At 39.3% G+C, this 15,807-nt stretch carries 17 protein-coding genes and 1 tRNA gene; 3 read left to right on the top strand and 15 right to left on the bottom strand.

The window, feature by feature from the left end; translation table 11 throughout:
* Positions 1–56: 56 nt before the first annotated feature.
* Positions 57–698 carry a glycerol-3-phosphate 1-O-acyltransferase PlsY gene (gene plsY / locus FRX52_RS00935; RefSeq protein ID WP_146538174.1) on the top strand — a complete coding sequence of 214 codons (642 nt, stop codon included), beginning with the start codon at positions 57–59 and terminating at the stop codon, positions 696–698.
* 70 nt (positions 699–768) lie between these two features.
* Here plsY and FRX52_RS00930 read toward each other — a convergent pair whose 3' ends face one another.
* From FRX52_RS00930 to FRX52_RS00895, 8 genes are all read right to left on the bottom strand, one after another.
* On the bottom strand, positions 769–3,081 hold the full coding sequence (locus FRX52_RS00930; protein WP_146538173.1) for a 5'-nucleotidase C-terminal domain-containing protein: 2,313 nt from the start codon (positions 3,079–3,081) through the stop codon (positions 769–771).
* Between the two features lie 86 nt (positions 3,082–3,167).
* On the bottom strand, positions 3,168–3,821 hold the full coding sequence (locus FRX52_RS00925) for a uracil-DNA glycosylase (protein WP_146538172.1): 654 nt from the start codon (positions 3,819–3,821) through the stop codon (positions 3,168–3,170).
* A gap of 104 nt (positions 3,822–3,925) precedes the next feature.
* The gene (locus FRX52_RS00920; RefSeq protein ID WP_146538171.1) at positions 3,926–5,137 is read right to left on the bottom strand and encodes an FtsW/RodA/SpoVE family cell cycle protein; all 1,212 of its coding nucleotides are present in this window, start codon (positions 5,135–5,137) and stop codon (positions 3,926–3,928) included.
* A gap of 133 nt (positions 5,138–5,270) precedes the next feature.
* Positions 5,271–5,342: transfer RNA gene (locus FRX52_RS00915), tRNA-Arg, on the bottom strand.
* Between the two features lie 50 nt (positions 5,343–5,392).
* Positions 5,393–5,740, bottom strand: a complete 348-nt coding sequence (rplS, locus tag FRX52_RS00910; RefSeq protein ID WP_146460089.1) for a 50S ribosomal protein L19 — start codon at positions 5,738–5,740, stop codon at positions 5,393–5,395.
* A 122-nt stretch (positions 5,741–5,862) separates the two neighbouring features.
* Complete coding sequence (locus tag FRX52_RS00905) at positions 5,863–6,192, bottom strand: CrcB family protein (protein ID WP_186603305.1); 330 nt, start codon at positions 6,190–6,192, stop codon at positions 5,863–5,865.
* The gene (locus FRX52_RS00900) at positions 6,192–6,569 is read right to left on the bottom strand and encodes a CrcB family protein (RefSeq protein ID WP_146538169.1); all 378 of its coding nucleotides are present in this window, start codon (positions 6,567–6,569) and stop codon (positions 6,192–6,194) included. The genes FRX52_RS00905 and FRX52_RS00900 overlap by 1 nt, the downstream gene beginning before the upstream one ends.
* Positions 6,570–6,627: 58 nt before the next feature.
* Positions 6,628–7,071: a flavodoxin gene (locus FRX52_RS00895; RefSeq protein ID WP_146460081.1), complete on the bottom strand. Its 444-nt coding sequence runs from the start codon at positions 7,069–7,071 to the stop codon at positions 6,628–6,630.
* A 370-nt stretch (positions 7,072–7,441) separates the two neighbouring features.
* Between FRX52_RS00895 and FRX52_RS00890 the strand changes: the two genes are divergently transcribed.
* Positions 7,442–8,365, top strand: a complete 924-nt coding sequence (locus FRX52_RS00890; RefSeq protein ID WP_146538168.1) for a bifunctional oligoribonuclease/PAP phosphatase NrnA — start codon at positions 7,442–7,444, stop codon at positions 8,363–8,365.
* A gap of 99 nt (positions 8,366–8,464) precedes the next feature.
* Complete coding sequence (locus FRX52_RS00885; RefSeq protein WP_146460076.1) at positions 8,465–8,707, top strand: type B 50S ribosomal protein L31; 243 nt, start codon at positions 8,465–8,467, stop codon at positions 8,705–8,707.
* Between the two features lie 126 nt (positions 8,708–8,833).
* On the opposite strand, the gene FRX52_RS00880 is transcribed toward FRX52_RS00885, so the two are convergent.
* The 7 genes from FRX52_RS00880 to FRX52_RS00850 form a co-directional block, all read right to left on the bottom strand.
* A complete protein-coding gene (locus FRX52_RS00880) occupies positions 8,834–9,793 on the bottom strand; it encodes a metal ABC transporter substrate-binding protein (protein ID WP_146538167.1) in 960 nt (319 codons plus the stop codon).
* 100 nt (positions 9,794–9,893) lie between these two features.
* On the bottom strand, positions 9,894–10,805 hold the full coding sequence (gene whiA, locus FRX52_RS00875; RefSeq protein WP_146538166.1) for a DNA-binding protein WhiA: 912 nt from the start codon (positions 10,803–10,805) through the stop codon (positions 9,894–9,896).
* A complete protein-coding gene (locus FRX52_RS00870; protein WP_146538165.1) occupies positions 10,783–11,778 on the bottom strand; it encodes a YvcK family protein in 996 nt (331 codons plus the stop codon). Before FRX52_RS00870 ends, whiA begins: the two co-directional genes overlap by 23 nt.
* A complete protein-coding gene (rapZ, locus tag FRX52_RS00865; RefSeq protein ID WP_146538164.1) occupies positions 11,775–12,662 on the bottom strand; it encodes an RNase adapter RapZ in 888 nt (295 codons plus the stop codon). The genes FRX52_RS00870 and rapZ overlap by 4 nt, the downstream gene beginning before the upstream one ends.
* A 92-nt stretch (positions 12,663–12,754) precedes the next feature.
* Entirely contained in the window at positions 12,755–14,101 is a 1,347-nt protein-coding gene (asnS, locus tag FRX52_RS00860; protein WP_146538163.1) for an asparagine--tRNA ligase, read from the bottom strand.
* Between the two features lie 21 nt (positions 14,102–14,122).
* Entirely contained in the window at positions 14,123–15,304 is a 1,182-nt protein-coding gene (locus FRX52_RS00855) for a pyridoxal phosphate-dependent aminotransferase (protein WP_146538162.1), read from the bottom strand.
* Complete coding sequence (locus FRX52_RS00850) at positions 15,301–15,774, bottom strand: DUF5590 domain-containing protein (RefSeq protein ID WP_186603304.1); 474 nt, start codon at positions 15,772–15,774, stop codon at positions 15,301–15,303. Before FRX52_RS00850 ends, FRX52_RS00855 begins: the two co-directional genes overlap by 4 nt.
* Positions 15,775–15,807 lie beyond the last annotated feature (33 nt).

The following is a 15,807-nucleotide window of genomic DNA, read 5'->3' as shown; positions in this document are numbered from 1 at the left end:
GCTATTTTTGCAAAGGAATTTTACAGTTTTTAGGAGTACTATGGTATAATAAACCTATGAATACCTTGATTTATCTTTTAATTGCCTATTTACTTGGCTCCATTCCAACAGGACTTTGGATTGGTCAGAAAATCTATGGCAAAAACTTGCGTGAGTTTGGAAGTGGTAACACTGGAACAACCAATACCTTTCGAATTTTAGGTAAAAAAGCTGGGACGGTGACCCTTCTTGTTGATCTCCTAAAAGGAACCTTGGCAACACTGATTCCTGTTTGGTTTGGGGGAAGTTGGTTATCTCCTATTATCATCGGCTTTTTTGCTGTGTTAGGCCACACTTTTCCTATTTTTGCTCAATTCAAGGGGGGAAAGGCTGTCGCTACTAGTGCAGGCGTTATCTTAGGCTTTGCCCCTCAATTTTTCCTTTATCTTTTGCTTGTTTTTCTATCCACTCTTTATCTAACCAGTATGATTTCTTATGCTAGTATCACTGTTGCTATCGCTGGCATACTTGGGATCCTAATTTTTCCCATTTTTGGTACCATTTTATCAAGTTATGATTTAATTTTTTCCTTAGTGATTATTTTAATGTCTGTTGTCATTCTACTTCGTCACAAGGATAATATGAAACGCATTGCAACAAAACAAGAAAATCTTGTTCCTTTTGGCTTAAACCTAACCAAACAAAAACCAAAATCATAAACAGATCACTAGTATTGCTAGTGGTTTTTTGCAACTAAAAAACTAGACGATACCGTCTAGTTTTTTAAAGTTAATCTTCTTTTTTTGTGCGTACTCCTAATAGACCAAAGAGCATTAGACCAAAGCCCGTAACCACACTAATCAAAGAGCTTGGACTTGCTGTCATCGGCAACATCTTATCTGTTTGGTGCTCTTGTGATGGTTTAGCAACTGGGCTAGCTACTTTTGTGACAACCATTGATTTTGGAGCCATTGATGAATTGGCAACAGGACTTGTTGAGCTTATTGTCATTTGAGTTGAAGTTGTTGGTTGTTCTGTCACTACTGGAGCAGATGTAGTTGCTTTTTCTTGTTCAACTTTAACGTCTGGCACTTGTTCTGATACTGGTGTTTGGTCTTTGTTAGTTTCTACTTCGACTGTCTCTACCTCTTCAGCTTCTTCTAACAATGCCATAAAATCATCCGTTGAAATTGACACCAATCGTTCGTTTGGATTGATGGCTTCATAAGCTGACCAGTCAATGACATCTGCATAGGTTGAAAGATAGTCTGCAAAAACAGTATCTAGAGATGGCCCTTCTTCACGAGAACCACCCAACATGGTATAGCCATCACCACCGGCAGCTAAGAAATCATTAGTCGCTAGGTAATAACGCTTCGTCATTTCTAACGGCTCATACTCATCTGTTTCAGGATTATAGATCGAAATAGCAAGAATGCGTTTCACTGCATCTTGAGTGGTATCATAATAAACCAAAGCACCAGAAACATGTAGGAAGCCACCATTTGGCTCCAAGAGTGGTTGACCATTTTCATCTAGGACAGGTTCTTTGGTCTCAGCATTGGTTTGTAAAACAGAACCCAATGACTTGATAAACATAGCTTCAATTTCTTGACCTGTCATTTCAATTTGAGAAATGAAGTTACCAAATGGTAGAACTGCGATGACCCCACCCTTAGTAATTGGCTTATCTTTTTCCAAGGTCTTACGAATACCACCACCATTCATAACGGCTAGGTTAGTTTTATTGCTAAAACCTGTTTGACCATATTCAAGCATGGCATCTGTAATCAAGTTACCGATGTTGGTTTCACGAACACGAACGTTCATACGATCAGCATCTAGCTCAACTGGGTTATTCGCGACAATAACTTCTGAATTTAGTTTTTCAAAGTCAGCTTTGACTTGTGCCACTTTATCTGCTACGGCGACATGAGGCACTGTGTCTTTCAAATCATTATAAGACAAAGACGTTGCTGTCATCTTATCTGGTGAAATCGTGATTTTCCCAATATTATTGAGGTAATTTCCTGTTTGGCCATAGACAACATTGTCACCATAATTAGCCGTTGCTAATGTATGAGAATGCCCGTCAACAACAATTAAACGCTTGCCTTCTAGCAATTTACTTTGTGAAAAGGCTTCTGCCAACTTACCGCCTTGCCATTGTTCTAAGGTTGTTTGATCAATTCCCAAGTGTGAAAGAACAACATAATTTTTATATTCTTTACCCTCAGCCTGAGCACGAGCCTCTACTTCAGCAATGACTTTTTCTACTTCGGCAATCGGTTCTGTGAATGTGACACCTGGAATATTACGTGGGTGCGTCTTAGTCGTTGCTTCTGGTGTGGTTAGACCGATCACGACAAATTCATCACCAGCAACGGTTTCGTCCTTATCGACAATGGTATAAGGTTGCATCAGACGGACACCATCTACATAGATATTGGCACTAATGATTGGGAAGGTCAATAGTTCTTTGAAACGCTTCAACTGATCTAAACCAAAATCAAACTCATGGTTTCCGACAGTCATCGCATCATAGCCAATCTGATTCATCAGAGCAACCATTTCTTCACCTTGCGTGCTATTTGTGATTGGCATTCCTTGTAGGGCATCACCACCATCTAAAAGTAGAGTTGGCCCTTGTTCACGGTACTCTTCAACCACGGCTGCTAGCTTAGCCATACCAAGCACACCACGACCTTCTTCCATGTTACCATGCATGTCATTAGTATGAAGAATGGTCACATCTTGTGTTGGTTCTGACGTGGCTGTTGTTGCCATCATTTCTTCTTGAGCCATTTCATCCAGACTCGTTGTCATCATCTCTGGAGATTCTGACACAGGCTCTGTCGTATCAGCTACTTCTTGAGAACTTTCTTCAGAATCTGAACTTGTCATTTCTGTTTCAATTTCAGATGTTTGGTTTGAACTCTCTGTTACTTGACTTTCTTCTACTACCACTTGTTCCGTTGCCGCACTGGCTACTGGTTCTTCTGGCATCACAGGAGTCACTTCTTCTGCGTAGGTTTTATTAGCAACCAAGGCTGCGGAAAGAACTAACGTTGACAACAAGGGAATCATTCGCTTTTTATCCATCACAATCACCTCTTATAAATCTTAATACGCTTTCATCATACCAAAAACAAACATAGCTTGTCAATTAAAAACAAATCGTTTTACCTTTATTTTAACCAATCAATTGTTGATAGGTTCTGTTGGTTTAAAAAATCGTTGGTTTTAGAAAAAGGACGTGAGCCAAAAAAACCGCGATAGGCTGATAAAGGGCTTGGGTGAGCTGATTCTAACACTAGATGTTTGGGATTACTGATTAGATTTTTCTTTCGTCTAGCATAAGACCCCCAAAGGATAAAAACGACTGGGCTTGTTTTTTGATTAATGACCTTGATGATGGCGTCTGTGAATGGTTCCCAAATTTGACCCGCATGGCCGTTGGCTTGATGTTGGGGAACCGTTAAACAAGCATTGAGGAGCAAAACGCCTTGCTTAGCCCAACTGGTTAAGTCATGACTGTTGCGTTGTCCTAGGTCATCAGCTAGTTCTTTGAGGATATTTTGCAAAGAAGGAGGGGCAGGCAGACTATCTGGCACAGAAAAAGACAACCCCTGTGCTTGATTTGGGCCATGATAAGGATCCTGACCTAAAATCACCACCTTAACCTCTTCATAAGCAGTGACTTGAATGGCATGGAAGACCTTGTCCCTAGGAGGATAGACAATTCCTTCTTGATAAACCTTATCCATAAAGTAATTGATTTTTTGATAGTAGCCACTAGGCAATTCTGCCTTGATTAAGTCATGCCAGCTTGAATGTTGCATTTTCTTCTCCAAAAAAATAAGTTTATTTGATGAAAGTATAGCTATTTTTCGACAAAAAAGCAATCTTCCACCAAATAAACCGATGTTATTATTGATAGTCAAGTCTAATACTTGTTAGAACGACGGAATCGCTTGGCAATTTCTTTTTCCGTCAATAATTGATTTTGATAAGACATGGATAGAACAAGACCAACACCGATGAGATTACTAATCATGGAACTTCCCCCCTGTGAAATGAAAGGAAGTGGAATTCCCGTTAAGGGGAGAATACCTAGACTGGCTCCGATATTTTCAAAAATATGAAAGAGAATCATCATGATAAAGCCTGTGGCAATATAGGTATAAAAAACATTGTTTGATAAAAATGTAATCCGAATCATCCGATAAATCAACAAGAGATATAAGCCCAAAACCAGAACCGAGCCAATAAAACCGAAATTCTCAGCAATCACTGTAAAAATCATATCACTTTCACGAACGGGAACAGCTAAGTCAAGCACATTAAATCCCTTACCAGTTAAGCCGCCTGTACCAATCGCAATCATGCCTTGCGTTTGTTGATAAGCAATATCTTGAGCATAATCAAAGGGGTTAAGCCAGGCAGAAATACGGTTGATTTGGTAGGTGCCTATCCCCAAACGATAAAGCCATTCACGACCCGCTTCAAACGAAAAGATGGTCAGAAAAAGAGCAAAAATAGCCAACAAGAAAGCAAAGATGGCACCAAGAATTTTCCAAGAAATTCCTGATAAAACAACTAAACCAAGTAAAATGGCTAGAAAAACAATGGCTGTCCCTAAATCTTTTTGAAAACCTAATAAGACTAAAACTGGCAGGGTTAATAAGGTATAGTAACCTAATAAAATCAGGTCTTCCTTAAAGGTTTCTTTGGAGCGTTTTTGATTGAACCATACGGTCAATCGAGAGAGGGCCAAAATGTAGGCAATCTTCATGAACTCCGACGGTTGAAAAAGCGTGATCGATCCGATGCTAACCCAGTTTTTAGCTCCGGTAGCTTCAACCAAACGAGGACTGAAAAAAATCAAAGGTAAAACCATAAGACTCAGACCCAAGAGATAAAACCAAGGTGTTCCTTTCCAGAGGAAACTGGTACTAAAAAACATCACAATAAAACCAATGACACAGCCTAAAAGAACCCAAATCAATTGTTGCCCCAGCATGAACCAAACCATTTGAGGATAATCTGTATTCGTGGCCACATAAACGGATAACAGACCAATTAACAACAAACAAAAGACGGGCAATAACAAGGAATAGTCAATACGACTATCCAGCGAAGGTTTTTTTCTCACAATAAGTCCTCATATCTCAATAGTTTAAAACAATAGAATAATAAACTCGTCAAAAAACAATAAAAAATAGATTAAATCATGCCATGCTATTTTTCAATGATTGATTTAAGCTATTTTTTATTTTCAACTTCTATCATGTCCCCTGCAGGAATCGAACCTGCAACGACTCCTTAGGAGGGAGTTGTTATCTCCATTTAACTAAGAGGACTAAGTAAAAAATCTGCCACAAGAGCAGATTTTATCAGGAAGAAACTCTGATTAACGACGAATTTCTTTGATACGTGCCGCTTTACCTTGCAATGCGCGTAGGTAGTAAAGTTTAGCACGACGTACTTTACCGTAACGTACGACTTCAATCTTATCAACACGTGGTGTGTGAAGTGGGAAAGTACGCTCAACACCGATACCGCTTGAAATCTTGCGGACAGTGTACATTTCTGAGATACCTTGACCTTTACGTGAGATAACCACACCTTCAAAAAGCTGGATACGCTCACGGCTTCCCTCAACAACCTTAGCGTGAACACGAACAGTGTCACCAGGACGGAATGATGGGATATCTGAACGAAGTTGACCTTCTGTCAAACTTTGAATTAATGGATTCATTTAATTTATTCTCCTTCTCTTGCTAATCATTAGGTGCTTGTCCCAGCGGATTAGCCGTTTTTTGTATGTCCATTACATACGCTGATTATTCTATCAAACTATTACTTCATTTGTCAAGAATTTTACAGGGAAAATCCTAAAAAAATCATCAGCAATCCCCCTAGATAAGTTAACAAAAAATAAGTGATCACTTGCTTGTGATGGTCCGATCTATTCAATAACTCTACCTGAACACTTGAATAAGTCCCTAAACCACCGACCAAGCCAACTGTTAACATGGGTAAGTAACTGACAGATGACAACTGCTTACTGGCATAAACTAAAACAAAAGTCGCTAGTAAATTCGCCAAAAGGGTACCAAGTGGCAAATTAACTTTTTGATTAAGACTAGACAAATAATAACGCCCCATCGCCCCAAGTCCTGCAAAGACAGCAATGCCTACAAGTAACATCAATTTTCCCACCATTTTCTAACGACATAGCGACCTAAATAACAAGTTAGTAAGCCACCAAAAATATGCACTGTCCAAATTAAAATCATCTGTCCGTATTGACCTTGTTGGAATTGATCATAAATGACTAAAAAGGGACTTGCCATGGTGGTTAAACCACCAAAAAAACCAATTTGTAAAGCTTTAATCAACAAAGGGTCTATCTTTTTGGCCAAGAAATAACCTTCCAAACTCACTACTAGAGAAAAGACACCAAAAATGTTAATTAACAAGTTAGTCCAATCAGATACCAGCCACTGATTCAAAAAATAGCGGAGTAAACTTGCTAAAGCAGCTAAAGTAAAAATTGCCAGTAATAATTGTTTAGTATGTTTCATGTTTAATCTAAGTAAAAAGTAACCTCACTCCTTTGAGCCAGATTACTTTTGATTTCTCTTATGCCAACTGTTCAGACAAAAGCTGAGCAAAGTTTTCTAGTTTTTCAATATCTGTATCTTCAGCAGCCAAATCTACCTTGACCGAATCAGCTCCTTTGGTTGCCCCCGTTTGAGCAAAAGCTTCTTCAAAATCATCGACAGCTTTACAAAATTCATCGTAGAAGGTATCTCCTGACCCAACGACGCCATAAATTTTCCCTGTCAAATCAAGTTCTTGCAAATCTTCGTAAAAATCAACGATTTCATCAGGTAATTCTCCGTCGCCATAAGTATAACTTGCCACTACCATGATGTCTGCATCTTCAAAATCACTCGCATCAACTGCTGTGCATTCATCAATATCAACAACATGTCCCAAGTCTTTTAACTTATCAGCAACAATATCTGCAATTTCTTCTGTATTGCCAGTCATGCTAGCATACACTATCTTAGCTAAAGCCATTTTATCCTCCTAAAAATATGTTATTTATTATATCATATTTCAACGAAGGGAACAAACCATTTATTTAGGCTAAACGATTTATTCTTCAAAGTTATATTCTTCAAGAGAGTCAAAATAATAGGTTGCTACTACTTTCCAATTTTTTGTTTTAACCGAATCAATAGAATCACTAAATTCTAATTCACCATTACTATTAACGCGTGCTTGCAGGACTTCTTTTCCAGTTTCATCTTTGACTAGGGCACAAGCAAAACCATCTATAAATTTTAAATTTATCTTCTAATCTTGCTTCTAATGAACCTTTCAACACATTGTCACTTTCTTTAATTCCGTGATATAATGGATAAAAAATAAAGAAAGTATCATTGTGATGACAAATATCTTAGAAAAAATCAAAACCTACTCAACCATTATTATTCATCGTCATCAGCGTCCTGATCCCGATGCTCTAGGTAGTCAAGTGGGATTAGCTGAACTGATTAAGCATAATTATCCAAACAAGACTGTTTTGACGACAGGTCTTGATGTACCTAACTTGGTGTGGTTGGCACAAATGGACAAGGTTGAAGATAAAGATTATCAACATGCCTTGGTCATTGTCACCGATACTGCCAATACGGCTCGTATTGATGATGACCGTTATCAAAAGGGAGATTATCTCATCAAAATCGACCATCATCCTAATGATGAACCCTACGGTGATTTAGTCTATGTCAATACCCAAGCTTCTTCTGCCAGTGAAATAATCACTGAACTTGCCCTAGCTGCCAACTGGAAAATGTCTGATCGTGCTGCTTATCTGCTCTATGCTGGTATCATAGGCGATACTGGACGCTTTCTTTACCCTGCTACTAGCAGTAGGACCTTGGAAATCGCCGCCTATCTAAGACAATTCTCCTTTGACTTTTCTGCTCTAGCACGACAGATGGATAGTTTTTCTTTGAAAATTGCCAAGCTACAAGGCTATATGTTTGAAAATCTAGAAATTGATGAACATGGTGTTGCCTGTGTCACTCTCACCCAAGAACGATTAGCTCAGTTTGGTGTGACTGACGCTGATACCGCAGCTATCGTGGGGAGCCCTGGTAAAATTGATAGCGTGCAGACCTGGGCGATTTTTGTCGAACAGCCAGAAGGACATTACCGCGTTCGCTTGCGTAGCAAGGAAAAAGTCATCAATCAAGTAGCAAAAAAACATGACGGTGGTGGACATCCCCTTGCTAGCGGAGCTAATTCAGCCTCAGTCGAAGAAAACCAGCAAATCTATCGTGAGTTGCAAGAACTTTTTCAATAAATCTCAGCAAAAATCTTGACAAAAAAAAATAATGTGGTAGAATGAAATGGTTAATAAACTATGGCTTAAAAAAGCTATGGCAGAAAGGAATTTTTTAACATGAAAAAAGACATCCATCCAGAATACCGTCCGGTTGTATTCCTTGACACTACTACTGGTTACCAGTTCCTAAGTGGTTCAACAAAATCTTCAAAAGAAACAGTTGAATTTGAAGGTGAAACTTACCCACTTATCCGTGTTGAGATTTCATCTGATTCTCATCCATTCTACACTGGTCGTCAAAAATTCACTCAAGCAGATGGACGTGTGGATCGTTTCAACAAAAAATACGGTCTCAAATAAGAAACCATATCAAACTAGGTTTGAACTTAACTCCTTTTCGATTTATCGAGAAGGAGTTTTTTGTTATACAAAAAGCCATTTTAAGAAGATAATCTTCTTAAAATAGCTATCTCATCATTTATTTCATTAGTCCTTTTCATCCTCAACAGTTTTACTTGCACGATCCGTTGTTAAACGAAGGGCTTTAAGATTGGCTCGCATGACAGAGAAGTAATCTTGGCCTTTCTTGATTTCTTCTTGGGTTAGGCTTTCCAAGGGGTTAAGTACAGCAATATTAAGATTGGCTTCACTGGCGAGTGTTCTAGCTAGATTTTTTGAGGCACTTTTTTCAAAATAAATATACTTAATTTCATATTTTTTGACATAGTCGATGAGTTGGATCAGGTGTTTAGCACTTGGTTCTATATCTGCTGAGATGCCTGTTATGGCAATTTGTTGCAGCTGATAATCCAAAGCTAAATAAGTAAAAGCGGCATGCTGAGTGACAAAGCTTTTCTGTTTGGCTTGTGAAAAAGCCACTTGATAGTCTTTATCCAGTTCTTTCAACTGTTTCAAATACTGGGCTGCATTTTGTTCAAATTGAGAAGCTAAATCAGGATGTGCCTTGACTAAACTGTCTTTGATGTTTTCGACCAATTGAATCGCTCGACGTGGTGACAGCCAAAGATGTGGATCAACTTCATGAACATGCTCTTCTTTTTGATGTTCTTCTGGACTTTCTTGACTAGTCGCTAATATCATCTCACCACTAGCCTTAATCATATTAGTTTTTCTGCTACTATTGGTTTTTTCTAACTGAGCCACCCAAGTTTCCATACTTGGATCAAGATAGATAAAATCATCTGTTTTTTCCAACTCTATCATGGTTTTCGTTGAGGGTTCAAAGTCATGAATTTCCATCCCAGGTCCAATCAACATGGTCACATCTCCTGTGTTACCAACAACTGCCTTGGTAAAGGTATAAATCGGATAGAAAGTGGTCATCACTTTAATAGGCTGAGTTTCTGCCAAAACTGAATAACTTCTAAAACCTAGGCTCATTAGAAAGAAACTCAATAAGATACAAAATTGATAGAGGTGTTTCATGGTATTCTCCTTAATTGATTAACCAGTTAAGTATATCATCTTTTGTAAATTTTTCAAGAAAAATAAAAAAACTAGTCAAATTATTGGCTAGTTTTCTTAGTTATAACTCTTCTGCCAGCTTATTGAGCTTACGTAGTCTATGATTGACACCACTTTTGGTCAAGGGAAAATCCAAACTATCGGCTATCTGTTGAATAGAGTAATCAGGATGAGCCACTCTTACTTGAGCAATTTGTTGCAATTCCAAGGGCAAATTTTCCAGACCAAGATTATCCATAATTTTAATGATATTGTTAATGGTTTTCATGCTGGCTGTGATGGTTTTAGCGATATTAGCTGTTTCAGCATTGTTGGCACGGTTAAGGTCATTGCGTGTTTCTCGTAACAGTTTAATTTCCTCAAAACTGCTCCAAGCTTCCATGGCCTTAATCACAATCAGAAAATCCATAATGTCCTCTGCTTTTTGTAAATAAGTAATCGCACCATTTTTATGTTCCAAGACCTTGGCATCTAGCATAAATTTACGCATGAGCTTGGCTAGGTCTTGGGCATGATCCAAATAAACCGAAAATATTTCAAGTTGATACTTACCAGATTCTGGATCCCTTACCGTTCCTGTGGCTAGAAAAGCCCCGCGGAGATAGTCACGTCCCACATCATCATCAGATAAGACACGTTTTTCAATACCAGTTGCCAGACCAAAAAAAGCATCGGCTAATTGTAAATCAGCTAGAATCTGTGACACATCCTGACTCACCACCACCAAATAGACACGATTTTTTTTCAAATTGGTTTTTTGATGATGGGAAACTTCTGGCTCAATGTGGTAATAAGCCACTAACTGTTCATAAATATGACGAGCAATTTTAGCATTTTCAGTCATGATTGAAAGAGTTAGACCGTCAGCAGTTAAACTTAGATTACCAGACATTTTTACAAGTGCTGCTAGTTGTGCCTTATCGGGTTGGGGAAGTCCTAAAACTTCTTCTTTAATTCTTGTGGTGAAACTCATCTTGTCTTCCTTTAATTAACTGCATCAATTCTGCCACAACTCGATTGCCATCATGAAAAGCTCCGCCATTTTTCAAACGAAGAAAGTTAGAGGCGACCACTCGTTTGGTTAGTTTTTGTAAGCCTGTCAAATCATGCTCCACTTGCACCAAGTATTCATCAAAGGCATGGCTATTCATGTAGCCACTAGGAACAGGCTTGACATTAACCAAGACGGTATCAATAATATCTTGTCCCAAGTGCCGATTCAAGACGGCAACATGGTCACTATCTTTGAAATGCTCCGTTTCACCATACTGGGTCATGATATTGCAAACATAAGCAACTTCTGCTTGTGTCACCAAAAGTGCTTCACGGATTTCTGGAATCACGAGATTTGGCAAAATCGAGGTAAAGAGTGAACCAGGGCCTAAGACAATCAAGTCACTCTCCATAATAGCCTTAACCACCTGATCGCTGGCTTTTGGTGTGTCATCATTATAAGTATTAGTGACAAAAACATGATCAATCATGCCTTGATAATCTGAAATGCTACTCTCTCCCACCACTTCGTGTCCATCTTGAAAAACTGCATGTAGGGTCAAGGGCTGGTCACTAGCAGGATAAATCTTACCTGTTGTATGGAAAAACTGGGTCAAGATTTGCATAGCCTTATAGGTTGACCCCTGCATCTCTGACAGACCTGCTATAATCAAATTACCCAAGGGATGACCTGCCAAGGGCCCATCATTTTCTTGAAAACGATACTGGAAGATTTGCTCGTAAAATTTGGGCATGTCACTCATTGCCACTAAAACATTGCGAAGATCGCCAGGTGGTGAAATTTTCATGGCTGAACGCAGTTGCCCTGATGAGCTGCCATCATCAGCAACAGTCACAATAGCTGTAATATCAACATCTTCATGGCGAAGGCTACTCAAAATAACTGGAATGCCTGTTCCACCACCAATAACGGTTACTTTGGGTTTTCTCATGAGCGATTCACCGTTTCCTTACGTCGTTCACAGTCACGATGATTTTCATTAACCAACCAATTTTTCGACAAATCTTGAGATAATCTATGAGCAAAAGCCACACTGCGATGCTGACCACCTGTGCAACCAATAGCCAGTGTCAAAATTGACTTGCCTTCTGCCTTGTAAGACGGTAAAATTGGCTCTAGCATTGCCAGTAAATGCTGGTAAAATTGCTCGGACTGGGGTTGCGTCATCACATAATCAAACACCGCCTTATCCAAGCCAGTCTGCTCGCGTAAGGATTGTTGATAATAAGGATTGGGCAAAAAGCGAACATCAAAAACCAAGTCTGCATCCAAAGGCAGTCCATACTTAAAACCAAAACTCATCACTTCAATACGAAAACCAGATTGATCATCCCATTGGCAAAATTGATCGAGGATGGTTTGGCGTAATTGACGAGGAGTTAATTCGGTAGTATCAACAACATGTTGACTCAGATTTTTCAAGGGAGCTAGCAGCTCACGTTCACGGCTAATCCCATCTAAGACTCTGCCATCTGCTGCCAAGGGATGACTACGTCTCGTTTCCTTATAACGAGCAACTAATTCACTATCTGTTGCATCTAAGAATAGGATTTTGACAGCTAACTGAGCATTCCTTTCTAGCTGGTCTAAAATTTGGCTCATCTCCTTGAAAAAAAGACGACTACGCATATCAATGACCAAGGCGACAGACTGGTAATCATCAGTCTGTTGAATTAACTCTAAAAATTTTGGGACCAAGGCCGGTGGCATATTATCAATGGTAAAGTAGCCACGATCTTCGAAGGATTGGATAGCTACGGTTTTACCTGCACCACTCATTCCTGTCACAATCACTAAATCAAGGCCTTTATTCATGACAACACTCCTTTCCTTATCTTTTCTACATTATAGCATAAATCAAGAATATCCGACGACAAGCAACGAAAAAAATCGCCGAAGCGATCTTTTTATGGTTTCAAACGGTGTAACATGCGTGGGAATGGAATGGCTTCACGGATATGTTTCGTTCCTGCCACAAAGGTCACCATACGCTCCAAGCCTAGACCAAAACCTGCATGAGGAACTGATCCATATTTACGCAAATCAAGATAGAAAGCATAATCCTTAGGATCTAGTCCTTCTGCTACAATCTTGTCATATAATTTTTGGTAATCATCTTCACGAACCGAACCACCAATGATTTCACCGTAGCCTTCTGGTGCCAACAAATCCGCACACAAGACACGCTCTGGATTGTCTGGAACTGGTTTCATATAGAAGGCCTTAAAGCTAGCTGGGTAGTTGACCACAAAAGTCGGCACACCAAAGTAGTTAGAAATCCACGTTTCATGTGGTGAACCAAAATCATCGCCATGCTCTATGTGTTCATAATCTGTATCTTCGTCCGCCTCATGCTCTTGTAAAAGACTGATAGCATCGTCATAAGACACACGCTTAAATGGCTCTGCAATATAACGTTTAAGCGCTTCAACATCACGTTCTAGAATTTCTAAGGCTTGAGGTGCACGGTCTAATACCCCTTGAATCAAGGCTTTAACATAAGCTTCTTGTAAATCAAGTGACTGCTCATGACTCATGAAAGCATACTCTGCATCCATCATCCAAAATTCAGTCAAATGACGACGTGTCTTAGATTTTTCAGCACGGAAAACTGGACCAAAGTCAAAGACTCGACCCAAGGCCATAACCCCTGCTTCTAGATAAAGCTGACCTGATTGACTTAGAAAGGCTGGATTGCCAAAGTAGTCTGTTTCAAACAGTTCTGTCGTATTTTCAGCTGCATTTCCTGATAAGATTGGGCTATCAAATTTGACAAAGCCATTTTGGTCAAAAAATTCATAAGTCGCATAAATAATAGCATTACGGATTTGCATGATAGCCATTTGACGACGTGAACGTAACCACAAATGACGGTGATCCATCAAGAAATCTGTTCCATGTTCTTTTGGTGTAATTGGGTAATCCACACTTTCTCCAACTACTTCCAAGTCAGTCACATCAAGTTCATAACCAAATTTTGAGCGTTCATCTTCTTTAACGATACCTGTTACCAAAACAGATGTTTCTTGGCTAAGACGTTTAATCACGTCAAACTTGGCTGTTCCGTCTTCTTCACCATATTTTTCAATAAAATTAGGCTTAAAAGCAACAGCTTGGAAAAAGGCTGTGCCATCTCGTAATTGCAAAAAGGCTAATTTTCCTTTACCTGACTTGTTAGCTACCCATGCACCGATGGTCACTTCCTGACCAACATGATCTTTCACATCAATAATTGCAACATAATCTTTTGACATCATTTTTCTTTTCTTTCTATTTTAATTTTCCATAAAAGACTTAATGCGTTTAGCGGCTTCTGTTAAACTCTTTAAGTCTGTCGCATAACTTAGACGAATATGATTTGGTGCACCAAATCCTTCACCTGCAACAAGGGCCACACCTGTTTTTTCCAGTAAATCATTGGTAAAATCAACAACTTGCTCATAGCCTTTTAGTTTCATGGCTTCACTGAAATTGATAAAAAGATAAAAGGCACCTTGAGGTTTAATTAAACTAAAACCTGGAATCTCTTGGATAAGTGGATAAATGGTATTTAGACGCTCTTCAAAAGCTTGACGCATCTTTTCAACCTCATCTTGTGGACCAGTTAGAGCTTCAATGGCTGCATATTGAGCCACTGTGGTCAAATTAGATGTGGTTTGACTGATGAACTTACTCATAGCAGAAATAATGGCTGCATTTCCAACTGCAAAACCAACTCGCCAACCTGTCATGGCATAGGTCTTAGACACCCCATTGACCACGACAGTTTGTTGCCGAATGGCTTCAGATAAACTGGAAATCGGAACAAACTCTGTTTCATTATAAACCAAGCGCCCATAGATATCATCAGCTAAAATTAAAACATCTCGCTCCACCGCCCAACGACCAATAGCCAATAACTCTTCACGACTATAAACCATTCCCGTTGGATTGGATGGTGTATTTAACAGCAAAACTTTCGTCCGCGAACTGACCATCTGTTCCAAATCAGCTACCGTAACCTTAAACTGATTGGTTTCATTAGTTTCAACAAAAATGGGCTGACCTTGAGCCAAGACGACCTGCTCAGCATAAGATACCCAGTAAGGTGTAGGAATAAGTACTTCATCGCCCTCATCCAATACAGCCATAAAAAAGGCATATAGGATAAATTTAGCTCCAGTAGCGGCTACAATTTCCTTTGGCGACACCTCATAACCATAATAATGTTTCATGTAGCTTGCAATAGCAGATTTCAAATCTGGTAAACCACTGGCTACGGTATAGTAGCTCGCTTGACCGCTTAAAATACTGTCAATAGCTTGTTTACCAATATTTTTAGGCGTTGGAAAATCAGGTTGTCCTAGTGTCAAGTCAATAATATCCTTGCCCTGTGCTTTCAAAGCCTGTGCCCTAGCACCAGTAGCTAAGGTGGCACTTTCTTGCATGGCTTGGATTCGCTTGGCTAATTTGCTCATAAGCCCTCCTTTTTCACTAACTCACCTGAAGTAAAATCAATCAGATAGTAGGCTTTGTCTGACTTAACTTCCCAGATTGACCGTTCTTGATAACGACCAAATACTGCTTTATCAATAGTACCTGCACCATAGTCTTGAGCCTTGGCTACTGCCTCTTCCTTACTCAAGCCTGTACTTTGTGGCACCATATAAACCTGACCAGTTTCTTGGTTAATTGTAACAATGACCTCTTGGTCATCTTGAGTTTGACCATAAATAGTGTAATAGGTCATTTCACCACTGTAACGCTCTACCTGATTCGTCTGCTTTAATTGGGCAACTTCTTGGGCCACTTGTCTTGCTTGCTGACTAGCTAGCAAATGAGGACGCATAGCCCAATAAGCCATAATCATCACTGCAAAAAACAAGGAAAACAATAACAAAACAAAACCAAAAAGATACTGTTTATATAAGGGAATCGTTCTGTCCATAGTTTTCCTTTCTTTTTTATGATTGATACTCAT

This window comes from Streptococcus sp. sy018, assembly GCF_007859185.1.
Lineage (GTDB): Bacteria > Bacillota > Bacilli > Lactobacillales > Streptococcaceae > Streptococcus.
Note: the sequence above shows the minus strand (reverse complement) of the source record. Positions and strands in the feature narration are given on the sequence as shown.

What these genes read in the sequence shown, in the direction of transcription:
- plsY (WP_146538174.1), top strand. Translation starts at nt 57, where the DNA reads ATGAATACCTTGATTTATCTTTTAATTGCCTATTTACTTGGCTCCATT.
- FRX52_RS00930 (WP_146538173.1), bottom strand. Translation starts at nt 3,081, where the DNA reads ATGGATAAAAAGCGAATGATTCCCTTGTTGTCAACGTTAGTTCTTTCC.
- FRX52_RS00925 (WP_146538172.1), bottom strand. Translation starts at nt 3,821, where the DNA reads ATGCAACATTCAAGCTGGCATGACTTAATCAAGGCAGAATTGCCTAGT.
- rplS (WP_146460089.1), bottom strand. Translation starts at nt 5,740, where the DNA reads ATGAATCCATTAATTCAAAGTTTGACAGAAGGTCAACTTCGTTCAGAT.
- FRX52_RS00905 (WP_186603305.1), bottom strand. Translation starts at nt 6,192, where the DNA reads ATGTTACTTGTAGGCATTGCTGTCTTTGCAGGACTTGGGGCGATGGGG.
- FRX52_RS00900 (WP_146538169.1), bottom strand. Translation starts at nt 6,569, where the DNA reads ATGAAACATACTAAACAATTATTACTGGCAATTTTTACTTTAGCTGCT.
- FRX52_RS00895 (WP_146460081.1), bottom strand. Translation starts at nt 7,071, where the DNA reads ATGGCTTTAGCTAAGATAGTGTATGCTAGCATGACTGGCAATACAGAA.
- FRX52_RS00890 (WP_146538168.1), top strand. Translation starts at nt 7,442, where the DNA reads ATGACAAATATCTTAGAAAAAATCAAAACCTACTCAACCATTATTATT.
- FRX52_RS00885 (WP_146460076.1), top strand. Translation starts at nt 8,465, where the DNA reads ATGAAAAAAGACATCCATCCAGAATACCGTCCGGTTGTATTCCTTGAC.
- FRX52_RS00880 (WP_146538167.1), bottom strand. Translation starts at nt 9,793, where the DNA reads ATGAAACACCTCTATCAATTTTGTATCTTATTGAGTTTCTTTCTAATG.
- whiA (WP_146538166.1), bottom strand. Translation starts at nt 10,805, where the DNA reads ATGAGTTTCACCACAAGAATTAAAGAAGAAGTTTTAGGACTTCCCCAA.
- FRX52_RS00870 (WP_146538165.1), bottom strand. Translation starts at nt 11,778, where the DNA reads ATGAGAAAACCCAAAGTAACCGTTATTGGTGGTGGAACAGGCATTCCA.
- rapZ (WP_146538164.1), bottom strand. Translation starts at nt 12,662, where the DNA reads ATGAATAAAGGCCTTGATTTAGTGATTGTGACAGGAATGAGTGGTGCA.
- asnS (WP_146538163.1), bottom strand. Translation starts at nt 14,101, where the DNA reads ATGTCAAAAGATTATGTTGCAATTATTGATGTGAAAGATCATGTTGGT.
- FRX52_RS00855 (WP_146538162.1), bottom strand. Translation starts at nt 15,304, where the DNA reads ATGAGCAAATTAGCCAAGCGAATCCAAGCCATGCAAGAAAGTGCCACC.
- FRX52_RS00850 (WP_186603304.1), bottom strand. Translation starts at nt 15,774, where the DNA reads ATGGACAGAACGATTCCCTTATATAAACAGTATCTTTTTGGTTTTGTT.